The following is a 17,166-nucleotide window of genomic DNA, read 5'->3' as shown; positions in this document are numbered from 1 at the left end:
AGCACCGAGGAGTCACCATGACCACTGAGGCAATCCTCGCCGGTCGAACAGCACCGCCCGCCATGCCGGTGGCGGCCAACATCGCACCGCCGTCAGCCGTGTTGCCACTCAACAACACCCGACCGGTGCCTGCGGCCCCCGAACTCGGTCAGCGGCAGCGGTATCTGCTCCGGATCTCCGATGTGCTGGCGCTGACCGCGTCCGCCGCGCTCGGTGGCACGGCGCTGAATCTCATCAGCCCGGTCAGGGCCGGTGACCTCGGCGTGCGCGACATCATCGTCACTGTGCTGGCGATGGTGGTGGCGCTGCATCTGCACGGCCTGTACCGCAGGCCGGCATCCCGGTTGCGGCCGAGTGGTTGGTGGCGGCCGACGGTCATCGCGCGCTGCCTGCCGACGGCGGCACTGCTCGCGCTCGGCGCCGACGCCCTGCTGTTCCACGGCGGCCGGATGACACTGACCTCGGCAGTGGCGATGACATTGCCCGCCGTCGCTCTGGTCCCGTCCGCACGAGGGCTCGTGGTCCGGATGTTCGACACCCCGACCGTCACCCGGATCGTGGTGGTCGGCACCGGACCCATATCCGACCGGCTGACCGCGCGACTGAGCAGGTGCGCCGACACCCTCGTCGTCGGCCACGTCGATGACAACCCGGCACCGGGTTCGTCGGTGCTCGGCGGCCTGGCAGATCTCCCCGACGTCTGCTCGGAGCACCGCGCGGACCGGGTCATCGTCGCGTTCCCGAATGCGACCGATCAGCACACTCTCGACGCGCTTCGACTCCTGTTGGGGCAGGTGCCGGTGTCGGTGATCCCCCGGTTCTTCGAACTGCACAACTGGCGCAGCGAGGTCGAGGAGCTGCACGGGCTCGCGCTCATGCATGTGCCCGCCGCGTCACTGGGTGTCAGCGCGCGAACCCTCAAGCGCGCCATGGACATCACACTCGCCTCATGTGCGCTGGCGGTGGTGGCGCCGCTCTGGCTGGTGATCGCGGTCGCCATCCGGCTGGACAGTCCGGGGCCGGTCTTCTTCCGCCAGGAGCGAATCGGACGCGCAGGAAAGCCCTTCCAGATCTTCAAGTTCCGCACGATGACCGACGGCGCCGCCGCACAGCTCGACGCGGTCGCGCAGCACAACAAGGTGGACGGCCCGCTGTTCAAGGCGGAGAACGATCCCCGGGTCACCCGCGTCGGAGGACTGTTGCGCCGCACCAGCCTCGACGAACTGCCACAGTTCCTCAACGTGGTGCTCGGCGACATGTCGCTCGTGGGTCCGCGGCCGCTGCCCACCGACATGGCAGACGGTCTCGACGGCGCCGCTCTGACCCGACTCGACGTGTGCCCCGGCATCACCGGGCTCTGGCAGGTCTGCGGTCGCAGTGACCTCAATTACGCCGATCTGCAACACCTCGACTCGGTGTACGTCCGATCCTGGTCACTGCTGTGGGATCTGCGGATCATGCTGCAGACGCCGCGGGTCGTCTTCGAGCGCAAGGGTGCGTACTAGATGACACAGGTCGCCAGGGTCGAGTCGGCCCCGGACCAGCCCAAGGTCCGCGCCGGCTACCGGCCCGACATCGAGGGGCTGCGCGCGGTAGCGATCATCCTGGTGTTGCTCGCCCACTCCGGAGTGAGCCGGCTCGAGGGTGGATACGTCGGCGTCGACGTCTTCTTCGTGATCTCCGGTTTTCTCATCACGCAGATGCTGGTCCGCGAGGTCCGCTCCACCGGGCGGCTCCGCGTCCGCCGCTTCTATGCCCGCCGGGCCCGGCGGCTGCTGCCCGCATCGGCGGTCACGCTGGTGGCGTCGGCACTCCTGGCATGGTTGTTCCTGCCCCAGAACCGCTGGGCGAGCACCGCTTACGACATCATGTTCAGCGCGGTGTACGCGATCAACTGGCGATTCGCCGAAGAGAGCGTGAACTACATGCGGGCCGATGCCGCTCCGAGCATCGTGCAGCATTTCTGGTCACTCGCCGTGGAGGAGCAGTTCTACATCCTGTGGCCGTGCCTGCTGATCGCGGCGGCGTTCGCTGCCCGGTTGGCCCATCGACGCAGCCTGAACGGCGCATTGCTGTGCGCACTCGCGCTCGTGGGTCTGCCGTCGCTGGCGTGGTCGATCTACTACACCGAAACCAGCCCCGACAGAGCATATTTCGTGTCCACCACCCGGGTGTGGGAGCTCGCGCTCGGGGCGGCGGTGGCGATTCTGGCGGTGAACGGGCGAAACCTCCCGCGGACCCTGGCCGTCCTGGCCGGGTGGGCGGGCATCGCCGCGATCATCGCGGCGGGCGTCTTGTTCACCACGGAGACCCCGTTCCCCGGCTACTGGGCCCTGGTCCCGACGCTGGGTACCGCGGCCGTCATCGTTGCGGGTCTCTCCGCCGACGGCAGGGAAACAGGGTCCGTCGGCTGGATCCTGTCCACCGGTCCGATGGAGGCGATCGGACGACTGTCGTACTCGTTGTACCTGTGTCACTGGCCGATCATCGTGGTGGTCACCGCGACCATGGGCACCCTGAGCCCGGTCGTCGGACTGGTGGCAGTGAGCGCTTCGTTCATCCCCGCGTATCTGCTGCACCACCACATCGAGAATCCCATCCGGTTCTCCCAGTCACGTCTGCAGTACTCCGGGCCGATGCTGCAGTTGGCGTGCGTGACCACCATCGTCTCGCTGACCGCCGGAATGGTTCTCTACATCGCGAACTGGCCCCCCGCACCCCCGTTCGTGCCGCCCGCGATCACGGTGATGAACGGCGCCGGCACGACGAGTCCCGTCAGCCAGACGGGCGGCACACAGAACGAACAGCCGGTCGACCGGACGAATCCCAACGCCATACTCGGCGCTGCTCTGCTCCGCGAAGATCCGCTCAACGATCCCAACGGGGCACCGAAGGACAAGTCGGCACACATCGTTCCGGATCCCCTGGTGGCGAACGAGGACTACACCCAGTGCACCCAGGTCATCGAGAGCGCCGAGGTGCGCTCCTGCGCGTACGGAAAACAGGACTCCGACGTCGTCGTCGCTGTCGTCGGGGACTCGCACGCCAACCAATGGGTGCCTGGCCTGGCCAAGGTCGCCGAGAAGAAGGGCTGGGCGTTGGTGGAGTACACCAAGGCGGCGTGCTCGTTCAGCGACGTCCCGGTGGCCACCAAGGACCAGAAGCCCTACCCCTCGTGCAACGAGTGGAGCGCGGCAGTGCTCGACCAGCTGATCAAAGAGAAACCGACGATGGTGATCACCGCCCAGTCCTCCAAGGGTGTGTTCGTCAACGGTGAGCTCCGCTACGACCCGGTGGGACGCAGCGCGCTCGCGGCGGGCCTGCGCCGGTACTACGAGGCGCTGACGAAGGCGGGGATACCCGTCCTGGTGATCCAGGACAGTCCCGCACCCACCCAGGACATCCCGGACTGTGTCGAGGCCAATACCGAAGAACTCACCGCCTGCGCCGCCGACCGCGCGGTGATGGTCCCCGACGACCACGGCTCCGATCAGATGGAGGCGGTCCAGGGGCTGAGCAACGTCCGTGTGGTCGACTTCAACGATGCGATCTGCCCGACCGACAAGTGCGCGGCGGTCATCGGCAATGTGCTCCTCTATCGCGACAACAGCCACCTGACCGGGACGTACGTGCGCACTCTCGTGCCGTTCCTCGACAAGCGGATATCGCTGCCGCAATGAACGTCCTGACCCTGCCGCCCAGCAGCCGACCCGACAGCTCCTGCCTGTTCTTCGGCGCGGGCAACTGGGGCCGCAATGTCATCACGGCGTTCACCGCGTGCGGCGCCACCGCGAGCGGGTTCGCGGTGAACGGGACCGCGCCGACCCTGACGTGGCTGTCCACCGCCCATCCCGGGGTGCCGGTGTCGACCGACGCCCGGCAGCTGCTCGCCGAGAACGACGCCGCGACCGTGGTGATCACGACGCCGAAGGAATCCCACGTCGCCCTGACCGAACTCGCGCTCTCACACGGCCGCCACGTCTTCGTCGAGAAGCCGATGGCGCTCGATCCCGCCGACGGCCGTCAGTTGACCGCGATGGCGGATAACCGTGGGCTGGCGCTCTTCACCGGATTCACCTATCTCTACCACCCGGCCGTCGAGCGACTGCGTGCCGCGGTCACCGCCGATGACGTTGCGGCGCTGAGCTTCACCTGGAACCGGCCGGCACTCGCAGGCCCGGTCGAGTGGGAGTTGCTCCCGCACGAGATCGCCCTGGCCGTCACGTTGACCGACGAGGTCCCGCGGGCGATCCGGGTGTCCGGCGGCGGAGAATCCGCCCGATGCTGGTGGACCACCTCCCGCGGGGCCACCGTGTCGATCGAACTGAAGGGCTCGGGCCCTGGCCCGAAACGAAAGCAGCTCTCGCTGACGACCGCATCGGGTGAGTCCTGGGACTGGTCCGACCACCGGCTACGGCAGTCACCGGCCGGTGCAGATTCCGTCGACGCACAGTTCGCGCCGAACCAGCCCCTCCTGCGCGAAGTGCAGTGGTTCCTCGACCATCGCGCGGACCGCCACGCGATGCGGGCCGACATGTCGCTGTCCGTCGCCGTCACCGATCTCATCAGCCGCGCGTTATCCACTCGACAGGAGCGTCCCGCATGATCTCGAAACCCGTCACATTCGGCCGTGTGGCCGTCGTCGGCGCCGGAGTGTTCGGCGTCTCCGCCGCCGTGCGGCTGGCCGAAGACGGCTGGGAGGTGGACGTTTTCGAAGCACAGCGCTCCATCATGAACGGGGCGACAGGCAACAACGTCTTCCGGCTGCACCGCGGATACCACTATCCCCGCAGCCTCGACACCGCTCTCGAAACCAAGGAGAGCGTGACCTCGTTCCTCGCCGAGTACGGGGCGGCGGTGATCGACTCCGAGCAGCACCTCTACGCGGTGAGCCGCGTCGGCAGCAGGGTCACCGGCGAGCAGTTCCTCGAGCACTGCACCAGGGCCGGCCTGGAGGTCGAGGTGGTGAAGTCGCCCTTGCTTCGCGAGGACTCCACGGAACTCGTCATCAGGGCGACCGAGTCGCGGATGGATCCGGTGCAGCTGAAGAACATCGGGCTGCGCCGGCTGGCGGAGTCGGGCGTACGTCTGTACGGCGGCGTGGAGGCCGGACCCGATGTGGTGGACCACTACGACTACGTGGTGCTGTGTGGCAACGCCCGCTCGAACGCGCTCATGCGGGCATGGGGCATCACGCCGCCCCGCCGTCAGTTCGAGGTGTGCGAGGTCGCGATCATGAAGGGCGCGGCGTTGGGCGACACCGACATCGTCGTGATGGACGGGCCGTTCAATTCACTGTCGCCGTACGGCCGGCGGGAAGATCTGCACATCCTTTACGACGTCGAACACAGTGTGCACCACCGGTCGGTCTCGGAGTCCTTCGAGCCGCCCGAGATCTACCGCGAGCTGCTGACGAATCCCTGCGGAGCGCCCTCGGCGCTCACCGCTTTCGAAGCGATGCGCGAGAACGCCAGCAGGTTCGTCAACGGCCTCGACGACGCCGAGTACTGCGGCTCACTGTGGAGCGTGCGTACCGTGCTGGCGGATGTCGACGCCACCGATGCGCGCCCGACCATCGTCAACTGGGTGGCGCCGACGGTCATGACACTGTTCTCGGGCAAGCTGGTCACCGCCGTCACCGCGGCCGAGACTGTGGTCGACGAGATGCGGTGCAAGCTGATGGAAGCGCCGCATTCACTGGCCGCCGTCTGAGACCCGCTAAGGAGCGGTCACGCGCAATCCGTCGTGCCAGACGACCTGCGTCCCGCTGCTGGCTGCATCGCGGTACACCCCCTGTTTCAGGTACGCCGGCCTATCGCTCAGTGTCGGGCGGCTGTGCCGCGGCACGGCCAACACCCCGTCCTGCCAGACCTCCACGAAACCGATGGCGGGATCGGCGGAGAACTTGACGTGCAGAACGTAATCCGACCACACGCCCGGCCGCACCGGCCCGATCGGGCGCCGGTGGGGAATCGACGGACCGTCGCCTCCCAGTTCGAGCGTGTTCGCCTTGGACACCTGCAGGGTGAGCGGCGGGGACGAGTCGTCGCTGGGTAGCCACTGCATGAGCACGAACCAGCTGTCGCTGCCTTGCCGGGGATTCTGGAAGGCCTCGTCGAACATGATCGACAGCTCGTAGAACCGGACATCGCCCTCGGCGACGCCGGCACCGCTTGTCGATCCGTCGTCGGTGCGCACCTCCGCGCGTTCGCCACCGCCGAACGGCGGGACGTCGCCGTCGCGCACCTCGAAACGAGCCGCAGTGGGATGTCCCGGTCCCCCGTCGCGCACACATGCGCTGTACTCGCAGTAGGCACCAGGGGGCTTGTTCCAGTCTCTGGTGTGGAGAGTGGCCCACTGGTCGAGATCACCGGTGTCGTAATCGCCGGTGAACACCACACGCGATCCCGCCCGGACCATGCACGCGTCGGCCGCGTCGCGTGGACTCGCGCACAGCGGCGACGCGGGAGCAGGCGGTGCCGCGCAGCCTGCGGCGAGCCAGGCCAGACAGACGACAGCCACGACGGTGGCGGTGCGGCGCATGTCAGGGCGCCGTGACACGGAGGCCGTCGTGCCACACCACCTGCGTGTCACCGGCATTCGCGTCACGGTAGATACCCTGCTTCAAATAGATGGACTCGGTGGTCATCGTCGGCCGGTTGTACCGCGGGAGCACCAGCAGACCGTCGGCCCATGCCTCGACGAATCCGACCGATGGGTTCTTCGAGAATTTCACATGCAGGATGTAGTCGACCCATTCGCCGGGCCGCACCTCCCCGATGGACCGGTGATACCTGCGGGGCACCCCGTCGCCGCCGAAGTCCAGGGTGTTGCTCTCCGAAACCTGCAGGGCCAGCGCGGGAGCTCCGTAGCCGAACCACTGCATCACGATGAACCAACCCGCGCTGGACACCCGGGGGTTGCGGAAACCCTCGTCGAACTTGACCGACATCTCATACCAGCGCTCATCACCCTCGAAGGCGTAGCCGCCGTTCGAAGGACCGTCGCCGGTACGCACTTCCGCGCGCTCTCCGCCGCCGAACGGCGGGACATCCCCATCCCGTACCTCGAATCGTGCCGCAGTCGAGTGGCCTTCGCCGCCGTCCTGAACGCATGCCCGGTAGGTGCAGTAGTCACCGGCGAACTGGCTCCAGTCCTGGGTCTGCAGTGTCGCCCACTGGGTGAGATCGCCGGTGTCATAGTCGCCGACGAACACCACCCGCGACCCCACCGGAACCCGAGGCGGCTCCGTGGCACAGCCCGCCGACGTCGCCAGGACGGCGGCCGCCAACGCAGCGGAGCGAAATCGCATGTCACCTCGTCCGGATCACACGGGCCGGCCGGCCGGCGACCACTGCGTTGGACGGTACGTCATGCAGCACGAAGCTGCCCGCTCCGCCAAAGTCTTTCCCGCCGCTCGCCACCTTGCGCGCACCGGTACAGAGCGGCACCGGTCGGGGCGAGATGCGCCGCTCGGCCGAAGTCGTCAACCGCGCCTCGCCAGCGCGAGGAACGGTTCGACCATTCGGTCGGCCGAATACTTCGACCGCGCAAGCTGGGCCATCTGTTCGGAATCGAACGACCAGGGCTCGCGGTAGAGCGACATGATGGCCTCGCAGCAGCCCGCGGCGTCGTCGGTCTCGAACACGATGCTGTTGCTCGCGTCGAGGGCCTCGATCTCGGGGGCATGCGGATCGTCGCGAGGATAGACGACGGGCACACCGAAATACAGCGCCTGCGTGGCATTCAGACCGATGTAACCGGGCGCGAGCAGTCCACGGCAGCGCTGAAAGATCGGCGCCAGCTGGTCGAGGTCGCTGACCCAGCCGTAGCAGCGGACCTGGGCGTCGAGTCCCGACTGCGCCACCCGATCGGCGATGGCACGCTCCAACGGCCCCGACCCGACGATGTGTAGGACGGTGTCCGCGGGCAGCGCGGCACGGGCCCGCTCGAACGCCTCGAGGCCCAGCAGCGGCTTCTTGTCTGGAACCAGGCGGCCGATCATCACCAGATCCGGACGGTCGGCCACCTGACCCACGTCGAATCGCGACATCTGCTCGATCGAGTAGAGCGAATTGCGAGCCGGCATGACGTTCTTGCGCGGGAAGAGGTCCTGGAGTTCCGCGGCCTCCGTCTCGGTGTACGTGATCAGCTCCGAGCACAAACTCTCCATCACCCGGCGAATGCGATTGTGCTCCGGTCGAGGTCCGCGCCGTGAGTGCGCGTGCCCCCACGCGGCAGTGCCGCGCAGGGTGAGCAGCCGGGCGATCAGCAGCAGCCAGGACGTCAGATTGCGCGGGTTGATCTCGATCACCAGTTTCCTGGCGAGGAATCCACGCACGAGGCATCCGTGCTGCCACACCGCCCGGCGCCCGGCGAGATAGCGGTTGCGTCCGGTACGCAGCACGATGGGCGACGCCACGTCGGTCACGACGCCGTCGCCGAATTGCGCGTCGCCGACCAGCAGCAGGATGTCCTCGCCGGACAATTCGAGCGCGCGCACGAACTCCTGCCGATACGACGGCATCGCCAACTGCGTCACCACCAGATCGCGTCGGCGCCGCACCGGAGAGTGCGCGCGGACCCGATCGCCGGTCACCGAACGAATCGTGTCACTGGTCATCGGTCGTTGTCCCCCATCAGTGCGCGAGAACCGTTGTCGGTGCGGGCTGTCGCCGCAGCCGGTACGCACCGGCCATCAGGATGAATTGCAGGACGTAACCCACGGCGACGGCCCACGCGGCACCGATCCCGCCGTGCGTCGAGCCCAGCACCGCGATCAGCGCCAGCGTGGTCAGCGCGCTGGTCCACACCGTGGCCGCCACCCGGGACGCGCAGTCGACAGCGTGCAGTCCGCTGGCGAAGGCCGACGACATCGCCGCGAAGACCAGGCTGCCGATCACGATCTGCACCACAGGCACACTCGCGCTGTACTCGTCCCCGAGAAGCAGCGGGACCCAGTGGCCTGCCGTCACCGCCAGCGGTGCGAACACCGCGCCGGTGACGAGTCCCAGCACCGCGACCGCCCGTAGCGTCAAGGTCTCTTTGGTGGTCGCGAGGCGCGCCAGCAGCAGCTGTGTGTAGGTACCCGGAACCAGGAGCAGGGCAGGCACCAATCGGGTTGCCGGCGCGAAGATCCCGGCGACCGCGGTGCCGGCGGCGAAGGTCAGCACGGCGACGTCGATCTGGCGGACTCCCTGTCCGGCGATGGCGGCCCAGAACGGCCGGAGCATGCGCCAGGTGGCCCCGTCGGGACGCGCGTCCCTGTCGCCGGCCGCCGTCTCAGCGGCGACCCGCCGGCCGAGATACACGTTCGCCACCACGGCGGTGATCAGCATGGTGACCGAGAATGCCCACACGAGGTGGGTGGTCGAGGCGAAGAGCAGGACCGCCACCAGCGTGGGCAGCCTGCGCAGCAGGAAGCCGGCGCCGACCGGAACCTGCTGGTTCCTCGACATCAGATACGCGCTGCTGACTTCCAGTTGACGCTCCAGTGGCACCCACAGGCACAGCGGTAGACACGCGACGAGCACCGCCGACCCCGTTGCGGCGGCGAACGCCACGAGCACCGGGATCGAGATGAGCATGGTCGCCGCGGAGAGCGTGCGCCCGGCGCGCAGGATCCTGACGATCGTCGTCGGGTCTTCGTGGTGACGGCCCACGGCGTACGTGGCGCCCCCGTCGGAGACCAGGTTGAGCGCCATGAGTGCGCCCAGCACGGCGGCGAATTCGGCGAAGTCCGAAGGCCCGAGGCTTCTGGCGAGCACCAGCAGACTCAGCGCCTGCGCGGCCGTCGACGAGATTCGGGCACCGCCGACGAGGCCGAGGGCCTTCAACATCGCAGTGAACCGGCCTTTGTTGCCGTGGGACGCCACTGCCAGACCAGGAAGATCATGAACGCCACCGGGATCCAGTAGTACCGGTTGTAGATGCCCGGCGCGGTCTGCGCGAACGCCAGTGCAGCGACGAACGCGGTGGCCACCACGCCGTGGAGGGCGTTCCTCGGGTCGCGACGCAGACAGTAGCGAGCGGCCAGTGCCGTCGCGATCACCACGCCCAGAAACGCGAGCACGCCACCGGCGGTCCACGTACCCAGGAAGTTGTTGTGCACGGTGAACCGCTTCATCAGGACGTTGTCTTCGATCAGCATCCCGTTACCGATGACCGGTGACTCGCGGATCTGATCCATCGCACGACGGGCCAACTCCATTCGCGTTCCCGCGGTGTCGTATTCGGCCTTGGTGGTGGTGAACCCGGTGGTCCGCATCAGCCGTTCGATCGGGTTGAGGGCGCCGAGGCCCTCCAGCTGGCTGAGCACGAACACGATGATCACCGAGCCGGCGGCGGTGACGAGCGTCGCGCGGCCGAGGTGGATCGCTCTCGACAGCAGCAGGAACAAAATGGCGGCGAGCATGCCAAGCACCCCGCTCACACTGCCGCTGAGGATCAACCCCGTCGTGCAGATGGCCAGGATGCCGAACGCGAAGATGCGGAAGCGTCTCGTCACTCCGTTGCCGAACGCAGCGAGCGCCGCCGCGGCCGCCATCACACTGATGCCTGCGAGGTCGTTCTGGTGGGTGGTGATACCGGTGAACCGCCCGTCGACGGTGACCTGACCACCCGGGATCACATCACCGAAGAGCAGCTGGACGACGGCACCCAACCCGCACAGCGCCGCTCCGATCAGCCACCAGGAGACCGCTCGCGTCACATGCCGCTGTTCGACGAGCAGGTTCAACAGGATCCACGGCACGATGACGACCATGTACACCAGCCGGGCCAGGATGCTCAGGCTGCCGACAGGATCGCTGCTGACAGCGGAGGCCACCGCGCCACCCACCACCAGGAGAGCGGCCGCCAGCCAGAGCATCGCGGGAACCTGCCGTGGTGGCCGGCGCATGGACAGCAGCGCACAGAAACCCGCCCCCGCCATCAGGATGTCGCCGATCGGCAACGCCATCGGACCCCTCAGCAGCAACAGCGACGTCAGCGCGAGCCCCGGGTAGAGCAGCGCCCTGCCCAGCGTGAGCAGGCCGTCGTGCTGAGGACTGCCAGGTGTCGGCGGTGGATCCGCCGACACCCTCTCGATGGAATCGCCGCGTTGGAGCGTCACTGCGTCGCGGCACCGATCTCGGCGTCGAGCCTCGGCGACAGTGTCCGGACATAGGTACCCGTCAGGTGGCTGGCGTCGCGGTAGACCAACACGTTGCCGATGACCGCGGCACACTGCTCCGTCGGGCAGATGGCGCCGTTGAGGTCGATGATGTTCACGTCGTCGAGCCCCGCCTTCGCTTCGAACTGCTCCGCACCGAGATCGCCGGGCACCATCTTCGACCGGTCACCCGCACACTTGGTGAGCTTGTCCGGGTTCTGTTGTACGCATTCAGGTATGTCGAACGTCGGGGTCGGCGTGTCCTGGATGACCACGACCGGGATACCGGCCTTGTTCAGCGCCTCGTAGTTGCGCCTGAGGCCCGCCGCCAGCGCGCTGACATTGGCGGCATCGAAATTGGCCTCCCCGTCGAGGATCACCCGCTTCTTGATGCTGCTGGTGATCAACATGGTCGGCTTCTCCGTGGTGAGCAGCTTGTCGAGCAGCGACCTGCCCCACTCCTGGCAGGACGGATACGGGTCGCCGTCCTTGGTGGTTGTCAGGACGTCGGCGAAGGAACACGCCGCCTTGGTGTATTCGACGAGCTTCCAGCCCCGCGCCGTCGCGACCTCGGCGAGGCCGGGCACCCACTGATTGGCATGGGAGTCACCGACGACGGCCACCACCGTCGACGAGTCCTTCTTGCCGTAGACACACGACATCACGTCGCTGTTCTCTTGCGTCTGTGTGCAATCCGTGTAGTCATTGGCCGCGACGTTCGGCGCGGGCACGATCGAGGGGGACTGGTCCTTCGGTGCACCGTTCTGATCGCCCAGTGGTTTCGGGCCGAGCGCGCCGGCACCCACCACGGCTTTCGGGTCGAGATTGGCCGTCGGGCTCGCCGCGGCGCCCTGATCGGCGGAGGAGTCCCCCACCTGGGCGATCGTCGGCGGCACGAACGGCGGTGGCGGCGGCCAGTTCGCCATGTACAGACCCATCCCGACGATCAGCGACACGACCGTGGCGACAGCCGCGGCCTGCAGCATGCGCGCCGAGGTCGGGAACAGCGTGCGGGAGTATCGGATCGGATTCTCGACGAACTTGTACAACAGATATGCCGGTATCGCCGAGGCCGTGACCGTGATCAATCCCTCGACCGGGGTGAGCGGCCGCCCGAGTGCTGCCGCGGTGAACATCAGCACCGGCCAGTGGCAGAGATAGAGCGAGTACGACATTCGCCCGACCACCTGCATCGGAGCGGTGCCCAGTATCGCCACCGGTCCGGCGCGGCCAGCGGTGAAGCCGGCGAAGATGATCGCCGCGGTGCCCAGGCACGGAATCAGGGCCCAGTACCCGGGATAGGGGAACTCCGTCGTGATGTAGAAGGCCCCGGCGAAGATGGTGACCAGACCGGCCCACCCCACCACGATCGCCGCCGGTTTGGGCAGCTTCCAGGTGGTGAACGTGAGCATGGCCAGAGCGCCGCCGAGCGCGAATTCCCATGCCCGCGTTGTGGTGACGAAGTAGGCCTTGGCCGGATTCTCCACCGAGTAGTACACCGACCACAGGAACGACGGCACACCGACGAGGGCGAACGCGGCGAGCAGCGCGGGCCCCATGGTGCGCCTGCCGCGCTGGAACGTGCGGGCGGCGGTATAGGCCAGCAGACACGGCCACAACAGGTAGAACTGTTCCTCGACGGACAACGACCAGAAGTGTTCGAGAATGCTCTCCGTGGAGTTCTGGGAGAAGTAATCCGTGCTCTCTGCCGCCAGCCGCCAGTTCATGCTGTACGTCGCGGTGGCGATGATGTCCTGAGCGGTGGGAATCCACCGGCTGCGCGGCAACAGCACGATGGTGAGGATGGCGACGACCGCGAAGACCGCTGTGGGCGCGGGCAACAGCCGTTTGGCTCGCCGACCGTAGAAGCGCCGCAACTTCAGCCGCCCCGTCGTCCGCAATTCCTGGACGAGCAGCTGCGTGATGAGGAACCCGGAGATGACGAAGAACACGTCCAGCGACACGAAGCCGCCCGGGAAGAACGGCACGCCGGCGTGCCACACCATGATCATCAAGATGGACAGGGCGCGCAGCCCCTCGATGTCCTTTCGGTGACCACCCACCTTCGAGCTGACGACCGCGGTCTTCTCGCGGACCGGGCCGGCGGGCGGCCTGTCCTGCGCGGCGTCCGGGCCGCGCTCCACGATGTGCGTCACCGTCGACCCTCCTGTGCGGAACCAGAATCACGCATCGCGAACCCCCGAGGCACACGCGACGGCCTGCTCACCGGCGACATTGGCCCGGAACCACTCGTAGGCACCACGGATCCCCTCGTCGAGTTCGACCCGTGGACGCCACCCGGTCGCGGTGATGCGGGAGACGTCGAGGAGCTTGCGCAACGTCCCGTCGGGCCGGGAGGTGTCCCAGGTGATCCGCCCTGTGAAACCGACCGCCGCAGCGACGTGTTCGGCGAGCTCGCGGATGGTGAGATCGGTCCCGCAACCGACGTTCACGATCTCGGGGTGATCGTAGGTGTCGAGCAGGTGCACGATGGCCCGGCCCAGATCGTCGGCGTGCAGGAACTCCCGGCGTGGCTCACCGGACCCCCACAGCACCACGTCGTCACGGTTCTGCTCGAGCGCCGTGTGGAACCGGTAGATCATGCCGGGCAGGACGTGTGAGTTCTCCGGGTCGAAGTTGTCGCCCGGGCCGTAGAGATTGGTCGGCATCGCCGCGATCCACGGCAGTCCGTACTGGCGGCGCACGGCGCGCAGGTGGGTGATGCCGGCGATCTTGGCCACCGCGTAGGCCTCGTTGGTCGGCTCGAGCGGTCCGGTCAGCAGCGACGACTCCGGAATCGGTTGCGGCGCGTGCTTGGGGTAGATGCAGGACGAACCGAGGAACACGAGCCGGGGAACCGCGAGCTCGCGAGCCGCATCCATCAGGTTCACCTGGATGCGGACGTTGTCGGAGAGGAACTCGGCGGGCGACGCGTCGTTGGCGGCGATACCGCCCACCCGTGCGGCCGCGATGACCACCACGTCCGGCCGGAGGCCGCGCAGGTAGTCGAATGTCGCGCCGCGGTCCCTCAGGTCCAGCTCGGACGAAGCGACACCTTCGAGGTTGTCGAACCCGGCCGCCGCGAAGGCGCGGTGGATCGCCGAGCCGGCCAGGCCGCGGTGGCCGGCGATGTACACCTTGGCATTGCGGTCGAGGGGCAGCTCAGCCACGGCTGCGCACCTCCGCCAGCGCAAGTTCGCTGTCTGCGTCGACCATCAGCCGTGCCAGGTCCGGCGCCAGCACCTTGGCCTTCCAGCCCAGCACTTCTCGGGCCTTCGACGGGTCGCCGATCAGCGAGTCGACCTCTGAGGGCCGCAGGTAGCGGTCGTCGAACTTGACGTAGCGCTCCCAATCCAGCCCGGCGTGATCGAACGCGAACTGAACGAAGTCCCGCACCGAGTACGCGGTGCCGGTGGCGACCACGTAATCCTCGGGCCGTTCGGCCTGCAGCATCAACCACATCGCCTCGACGTACTCCTTGGCATAGCCCCAGTCGCGGACGGCGTCGAGGTTGCCGAGATACAGGTCGCCGTCCAAGCCGGCCCGGATCCGCGCCACCGCGCGGGAGATCTTCCTGGTAACGAACGTCTCTCCGCGGCGCGGTGATTCGTGGTTGAAGAGAATGCCGTTGACGGCGAACATGCCGTACGCCTCGCGGTAGTTGCGGGTGATCCAGTAGGAGTACACCTTGGCCGCGCCGTACGGACTGCGCGGCCAGAAGGGCGTGTGCTCGTCCTGCGGCGGCGGGCTCGCGCCGAACATCTCAGAGCTCGAAGCCTGGTAGAACCGGCAGTTCAGGTTGATCATCCGAATCGCCTCGAGCAACCGGGTGGTCCCCAGCCCCGTGGTGTCACCGGTGAACTCCGGCTCGTCGAAGCTCACCCGGACGTGGGACTGGGCGGCGAGGTGGTACACCTCGTCGGGCTTGATCCGCTGCAGCAGCGTCACCAGACGCGACCCGTCGGTGAGGTCACCGTAGTGCAGGAAGAAACGGGCGCCTTCCACGTGCGGATCCGTGTAGATGTGTTCCAGTCGGCCCGTGTTGAACGTCGATGCACGGCGGATCAACCCGTGCACCTCGTAACCCTTCTCGAGCAGCAGTTCCGCCAGGTAGGACCCGTCCTGCCCGGTGACACCCGTGATGAACGCTCGTTTCATCTGTTGCACTTCCGCCCCATTCGTCACTTCGATGCCGTGCTGGCAAACGATCCCCTGATTGCAGTGCTTACACGGTGATCATCATTTCCGCGATCGGAACAGCAATCTTTAACGGCGAATTTTCGTGACGGCATTATTACCTTCATGGTCAAAAATTGACTTGGCACATAAAAGCGGGCAACTTCGCCGCATACTCGACCAACATGCGTTTCGTGCCCTATCGTTACGCACGGGGCGGGACGTGACTGGGCCGCAGCATGCCGGTCGCGCAGAACACAACGTGAATACGAATCAACGGCTGAGACGGTCGTCCGGCATCGATGGGGGAAACCGTGGATCTTCGTTCCTACCTCGCCATACTGGCCAAACGGGCATGGCTGATCGTCAGTGTGGTGGTGGTGTGCTTGGCGGCCGCCGCGGGCTCCATCCTGCTGATGACGCCCACTTACCGCGGTGAGGCGCAGTTGTTCGTCTCCACGCAGATCAGCTCGGGCAATCTCAACCAGGAGCTCTTTCAGGGCAGCAACTTTTCGGCAGAGCGTGTCAAGTCCTACTCGCAGCTCGTCACGAGCCCCACTGTGCTCGACCCCGTGATCGCGGAACTGAGCCTGCCGGTCGACGCCCGCCAATTAGCCGATCATGTTTCGGCGAAGGTTCCGCTGGAGACGGTCATGATCGACATCTCGGCGACATCGGACTCGCCCGAGATGGCCGCCGCGATCGCCAACTCGGTCGGTAACAGCCTGGCCAAGGTGATCCAGGAACTGGAATCCTCCGAGACCAGGGGCTCCTCGCCGGTCAAGGCCACGGTGGTGACCCCGGCCATGGTGCCGGCCTCGCCGGCCTCGCCGAGCATCCCCATCAACCTCGGCCTGGGACTGCTCATCGGGCTCATCGCCGGAGTGGGACTGGCTGTGCTGCTCGAGAAGCTCAACACCAGCGTCAAGGACACCTCTGATCTCGCGGAGGTGACCGACATCCCGGTACTGGCCCACGTGGTGCGCGACTCCCGCCGCGGTGCGACCGCCATCGTGCGCGACGACCATCTCGGCAGCCGCAGCGAGGCCTACCGGCAGCTACGGACCAATCTGCAGTTCGCCGCGGTGGACCGGATGCCCAAGGTCATCGTCGTCACCAGCGCGCTCGCCGGCGAGGGGAAGAGTTCGGTCGCGGGAAACCTGGCGGTGGCGATGTCGCATGTCGGCGTGCGGGTGTGCCTCGTCGACGGCGACCTCAGGCGGCCGTCCGTGGCCAGTTACTTCAAGCTCAACGGCACCCTCGGATTGAGCAATGCACTTGTGGGACGCGCCAACCTCGACCAGATACTGCAGTCGGTGGACACCGGGTTCGCCGTCATCACCAGCGGCCCCGTGCCACCCAATCCGGCAGAACTGTTGAGTTCCAAGCGATTCCCGGGGCTGCTGCGCGACCTCACGGAGAGGTTCGAGGTGGTCCTGATCGACGCGCCGCCCACGCTGCCCGCAGCCGACGCGGTGGTGCTGGCAGCGCTCGCCGACGCGGTGCTGTTCGTCGTGCAGGCCGGCAAGACCACCGTCCCGCAGATGCAGCGGGCGCTCAAGAGCCTCGAACAGGTCAACGCCCGGGTACTCGGCACGGTGCTCAACATGGTGCCGTCCAGGAAGGCCGGCAAGAGCCGCTATTGGTACGGCACCGGCTACACCTACCGGCCGCATGCCAGGCCGGTCGACACGGCGCTGGCCGAGCCGCGCCGGAATACAGCGCGACCCGCGCCGCACGTTCGCAACGGCACACCACCGGAGCACGTCACGTCGACGTTGGTGAAGCCGCCGCGGCAGAACGGAAAAGACCCGCACGTTCCGCCACGGACGGACTGA

General features: G+C 67.1%; 13 protein-coding genes. 5 read left to right on the top strand and 8 right to left on the bottom strand.

Going from position 1 to position 17,166, the window contains the following annotated elements:
• Positions 1–17: 17 nt before the first annotated feature.
• The 4 genes from ACPCHZ_RS07755 to ACPCHZ_RS07740 are packed head-to-tail and all read left to right on the top strand — an operon-like array spanning position 18 to position 5,712.
• Positions 18–1,505 (top strand): sugar transferase, encoded by a 1,488-nt coding sequence (locus ACPCHZ_RS07755; protein WP_423484214.1) that lies wholly within the window; start codon positions 18–20, stop codon positions 1,503–1,505.
• Positions 1,506–3,680 carry an acyltransferase family protein gene (locus ACPCHZ_RS07750; RefSeq protein WP_423484213.1) on the top strand — a complete coding sequence of 725 codons (2,175 nt, stop codon included), beginning with the start codon at positions 1,506–1,508 and terminating at the stop codon, positions 3,678–3,680.
• The gene (locus ACPCHZ_RS07745; protein WP_423484212.1) at positions 3,677–4,606 is read left to right on the top strand and encodes a Gfo/Idh/MocA family protein; all 930 of its coding nucleotides are present in this window, start codon (positions 3,677–3,679) and stop codon (positions 4,604–4,606) included. Before ACPCHZ_RS07750 ends, ACPCHZ_RS07745 begins: the two co-directional genes overlap by 4 nt.
• Positions 4,603–5,712: an FAD-dependent oxidoreductase gene (locus ACPCHZ_RS07740; RefSeq protein ID WP_423484211.1), complete on the top strand. Its 1,110-nt coding sequence runs from the start codon at positions 4,603–4,605 to the stop codon at positions 5,710–5,712. The genes ACPCHZ_RS07745 and ACPCHZ_RS07740 overlap by 4 nt, the downstream gene beginning before the upstream one ends.
• A gap of 6 nt (positions 5,713–5,718) precedes the next feature.
• Here the strand turns inward: ACPCHZ_RS07740 and ACPCHZ_RS07735 are convergent, their stop codons facing one another.
• The 8 genes from ACPCHZ_RS07735 to gmd form a co-directional block, all read right to left on the bottom strand.
• The gene (locus ACPCHZ_RS07735) at positions 5,719–6,561 is read right to left on the bottom strand and encodes a polysaccharide lyase (RefSeq protein WP_423484210.1); all 843 of its coding nucleotides are present in this window, start codon (positions 6,559–6,561) and stop codon (positions 5,719–5,721) included.
• Positions 6,545–7,312, bottom strand: coding sequence for a polysaccharide lyase (locus ACPCHZ_RS07730; RefSeq protein WP_423484209.1), 768 nt, complete (start codon positions 7,310–7,312; stop codon positions 6,545–6,547). Before ACPCHZ_RS07730 ends, ACPCHZ_RS07735 begins: the two co-directional genes overlap by 17 nt.
• Positions 7,313–7,486: 174 nt before the next feature.
• On the bottom strand, positions 7,487–8,599 hold the full coding sequence (locus tag ACPCHZ_RS07725) for a glycosyltransferase (RefSeq protein ID WP_423484208.1): 1,113 nt from the start codon (positions 8,597–8,599) through the stop codon (positions 7,487–7,489).
• A gap of 40 nt (positions 8,600–8,639) precedes the next feature.
• Positions 8,640–9,839 (bottom strand): lipopolysaccharide biosynthesis protein, encoded by a 1,200-nt coding sequence (locus ACPCHZ_RS07720; protein WP_423484207.1) that lies wholly within the window; start codon positions 9,837–9,839, stop codon positions 8,640–8,642.
• Entirely contained in the window at positions 9,833–11,080 is a 1,248-nt protein-coding gene (locus ACPCHZ_RS07715; RefSeq protein ID WP_423484206.1) for an O-antigen ligase family protein, read from the bottom strand. The genes ACPCHZ_RS07720 and ACPCHZ_RS07715 overlap by 7 nt, the downstream gene beginning before the upstream one ends.
• Before the next feature lie 29 nt (positions 11,081–11,109).
• Complete coding sequence (locus tag ACPCHZ_RS07710; RefSeq protein WP_423484205.1) at positions 11,110–13,308, bottom strand: acyltransferase family protein; 2,199 nt, start codon at positions 13,306–13,308, stop codon at positions 11,110–11,112.
• A 27-nt stretch (positions 13,309–13,335) separates the two neighbouring features.
• Positions 13,336–14,322, bottom strand: a complete 987-nt coding sequence (locus tag ACPCHZ_RS07705; protein ID WP_423484204.1) for a GDP-L-fucose synthase family protein — start codon at positions 14,320–14,322, stop codon at positions 13,336–13,338.
• Positions 14,315–15,310: a GDP-mannose 4,6-dehydratase gene (gmd, locus tag ACPCHZ_RS07700; protein WP_423484203.1), complete on the bottom strand. Its 996-nt coding sequence runs from the start codon at positions 15,308–15,310 to the stop codon at positions 14,315–14,317. Before gmd ends, ACPCHZ_RS07705 begins: the two co-directional genes overlap by 8 nt.
• A gap of 332 nt (positions 15,311–15,642) precedes the next feature.
• Between gmd and ACPCHZ_RS07695 the strand changes: the two genes are divergently transcribed.
• On the top strand, positions 15,643–17,166 hold the full coding sequence (locus tag ACPCHZ_RS07695) for a polysaccharide biosynthesis tyrosine autokinase (protein WP_423484202.1): 1,524 nt from the start codon (positions 15,643–15,645) through the stop codon (positions 17,164–17,166).

It is taken from the genome of Mycobacterium sp. NPDC050041 (assembly GCF_049541695.1).
Classification (GTDB): Bacteria; Actinomycetota; Actinomycetes; order Mycobacteriales; family Mycobacteriaceae; genus Mycobacterium.
The sequence above is the reverse complement of the archived record's forward strand: the minus strand, read 5'-3'. Positions and strand labels throughout refer to the sequence as shown.

Coding starts and splice junctions, on each gene's coding strand:
- gmd (WP_423484203.1), bottom strand. CDS start 15,310: ATGAAACGAGCGTTCATCACGGGTGTCACCGGGCAGGACGGGTCCTAC.
- ACPCHZ_RS07755 (WP_423484214.1), top strand. CDS start 18: ATGACCACTGAGGCAATCCTCGCCGGTCGAACAGCACCGCCCGCCATG.
- ACPCHZ_RS07740 (WP_423484211.1), top strand. CDS start 4,603: ATGATCTCGAAACCCGTCACATTCGGCCGTGTGGCCGTCGTCGGCGCC.
- ACPCHZ_RS07750 (WP_423484213.1), top strand. CDS start 1,506: ATGACACAGGTCGCCAGGGTCGAGTCGGCCCCGGACCAGCCCAAGGTC.
- ACPCHZ_RS07730 (WP_423484209.1), bottom strand. CDS start 7,312: ATGCGATTTCGCTCCGCTGCGTTGGCGGCCGCCGTCCTGGCGACGTCG.
- ACPCHZ_RS07745 (WP_423484212.1), top strand. CDS start 3,677: ATGAACGTCCTGACCCTGCCGCCCAGCAGCCGACCCGACAGCTCCTGC.
- ACPCHZ_RS07720 (WP_423484207.1), bottom strand. CDS start 9,839: ATGTTGAAGGCCCTCGGCCTCGTCGGCGGTGCCCGAATCTCGTCGACG.